This is a genomic window from Microcoleus sp. Pol12B4, assembly GCF_036701385.1.
GTDB lineage: Bacteria > Cyanobacteriota > Cyanobacteriia > Cyanobacteriales > Microcoleaceae > Microcoleus.
Genome location: NZ_JAUBQR010000402.1, coordinates 1 through 2,385 on the forward strand (window position 1 = coordinate 1; position 2,385 = coordinate 2,385).

Genomic DNA, 2,385 nt, shown 5'->3' on the forward strand with positions numbered 1-2,385 from the left:
AACAGTTTGCTTTTGTGCCATCTTTGTGACATAATTTATACCGTTTTGTAGATATGCAAAACTTGATGTTTCCAGAAAAGATGCCGAATCGCGGCAAGAAAATTTTGAGAATGAGAAGTTCTGTACCAATTGGGTGCTTGCTTTTCCTGTGGCTGTGTGCTGGTTCTATTGCTAGCGCCCAAACTAATCCGCCAGCCCTCGATCAATTTTCTCCTAATCCTCTAGAAATTACCACACCCGATCCCCTAACTCCCGCCAGCGAATCTTTGAGCAGCACTCAGCGGGACGAACTGACAGCGGCTTTGGAGGAGTTAAACTTAGAAGCAGCCACTAAACTGCAAGCTGGAGACGGCGCGGGTGCTTTTGAAATTTGGTTCCGAGAATTGCGGCTGCGGAGGTATCTGGGCCCGGCGGCGGAAATTGCTGCTTTGAGTCGGGTGGGAAGTGTTGCTTGGAGTAACGGTAAAAACCTCGAACTACAGCTTATTACCAAACGGTTGCAAGCCATTCAAAAAGAAGTCAAATCCCAAGTACCACTTAATACTGAGTTGCTCCCCGCCTTCGTTGCGGCTTTTCAGCAGGTGCGCGCTAAAGGCCCGACTGTAGAAGTTTACCAAGAAATTCTCGAAAAGGCGCGCCAAAACCAAGATATATTGGCTGAAGGTCAGATTTTGAAGGCGATCGGGCTAATTCATATCAATTGGTTGAGTTACGATAAAGCTGCTCCCGTGTATGAGGAATTGGCAACTTTAATTCAGGAAAATCGCGATTTATTTGCTGCTAATTCTGCTGTGCAAAATTCTGCTGTTGTGGCGGGAAACGGTGCGCCGCCGCAACCTGTAACCCCTCCAACTGAGGTAGATACCCTGAGACAGTTGGCCTACGTTTACCAGCAGTCGAAACAACCCCTAAAGGCGATCGCAGCCAGGGAAAAACTAGCATCAGTGTATCTTAACTTACAAAATCCCAGCGCTATACCACCGCTCAAAATTGCGATCGCCACCGATTACGAAACCATCGGTCAAATCAATTTAGCAGCTCAATACTATCAGGAAGCATACAATTTAGCCGTCCCCATTCAACAGTACGGTCAAGCTAGTGAAGCTTTGGATAAATTAGCTTTACTTTATCGATCGCAAAAGCAATGGGAGCCGAGTTTGCGGATTTATCAAATGCAGTTGCTGTTAGAAGAGCGGGCTTACAATTTCTACGGATTGATGAACGCTTACGACAATATCGGTCAAGTTTATCAAGAGATGAAGGCTTACGATAAAGCTTTGGAATCCTATCAAAAAGGGTTGGACGTGGCTAAAAAATTGGGACACAGACAAGAGTATTTTGCTAAGAAAATTCAAAAAGTTAACAAGCAATTGCAAAGGACTTCGTAGTTGTCAGCCGACTATAATGCCAATTTGCAATGCGAGGAATTTAAATGCAGTAAGGTGTGCAACGCACACCCTACGAAAATACTTGGGACTGGTAAGTTTCTCGCGAGATAGAATAGTATACTACATCAATTTCGTAATAATGAGCATTTTTTTCATATTTCATGCCAACTTTCTGCATCACCCGCTGGGAGGTTATATTTTCTGGGAGGGCGATCGCAACTATTCTCTCCAAATTTAATATTTGAAATCCATAGTTTAGACTAGCCAAAGATGCTTCTGTCGCCAATCCTTGATTCCAATAAACTTTGTCGAGCGCATAGCCTAGCTGAACTTCCGGTGTCTTTTCCTGAAAACGCAGTCCGCAGCGACCAATCATTTTACGGTCTATTTTATGTACTAAAGCCCACATTCCGAAGTTGTTTTCTTCCCAACTTTTGATCATGGTATTAATGGCGGTTTCTGTTGCTTCTCTAGTTCTAGCTCCTCCGAGGTATTTCATTGTTTCCGGATCGCTGTAGATGCGGTACAGATCGTCTAAGTCGTCTGGCGTAAATTGTCTCAGATACAATCGGGCTGTCTCTATTTCTTGCATGATTACAGTATAACCTTTAACATTAGATTATATAGCAAGTCTATTTGAGTCGTGAATGTAGAACAACCTGAAACCTTTGTGATGATTGAATCTATTGTTTACAAATCAAATGGTTTTGCTATAGTACCACTTTGGCGGGCTACAAACATTTTAGTTGGGTTTCGTTCCTCAACCCAACCTACTGTTACAAGAAAACACTCTTTGTGAAACAGGCATCTTGCCTATTACTGATATTAGTGTCAAATATTGATTCTATTTGTTACAATTATTAACTAGATATATTGTACAATTTTTGCCATCAATGACCCTTTCCTCACCAGTAGCAGATACCAAAAACAAATCCGGCCAGGAAACAGACTGGCGGTTATTCATGAGGTTGGCATCTTACGCAACCCGCAGCAAACG

At 43.0% G+C, this 2,385-nt stretch carries 2 protein-coding genes; one reads left to right on the plus strand and one right to left on the minus strand.

What is annotated here, in order from left to right; all coding sequences use genetic code 11:
* Positions 1-65 precede the first annotated feature (65 nt).
* Positions 66-1,388 carry a tetratricopeptide repeat protein gene (locus QUA38_RS28535; RefSeq protein WP_333167811.1) on the plus strand — a complete coding sequence of 441 codons (1,323 nt, stop codon included), beginning with the start codon at positions 66-68 and terminating at the stop codon, positions 1,386-1,388.
* A gap of 70 nt (positions 1,389-1,458) precedes the next feature.
* Here QUA38_RS28535 and QUA38_RS28540 read toward each other — a convergent pair whose 3' ends face one another.
* Positions 1,459-1,980 carry a GNAT family N-acetyltransferase gene (locus QUA38_RS28540; RefSeq protein WP_333167813.1) on the minus strand — a complete coding sequence of 174 codons (522 nt, stop codon included), beginning with the start codon at positions 1,978-1,980 and terminating at the stop codon, positions 1,459-1,461.
* Between the last annotated feature and the right edge of the window lie 405 nt (positions 1,981-2,385).

Excerpts from the sequence above, each read along its gene's own strand:
- QUA38_RS28535 (WP_333167811.1), top strand. The coding sequence starts at position 66 with ATGTTTCCAGAAAAGATGCCGAATCGCGGCAAGAAAATTTTGAGAATG.
- QUA38_RS28540 (WP_333167813.1), bottom strand. The coding sequence starts at position 1,980 with ATGCAAGAAATAGAGACAGCCCGATTGTATCTGAGACAATTTACGCCA.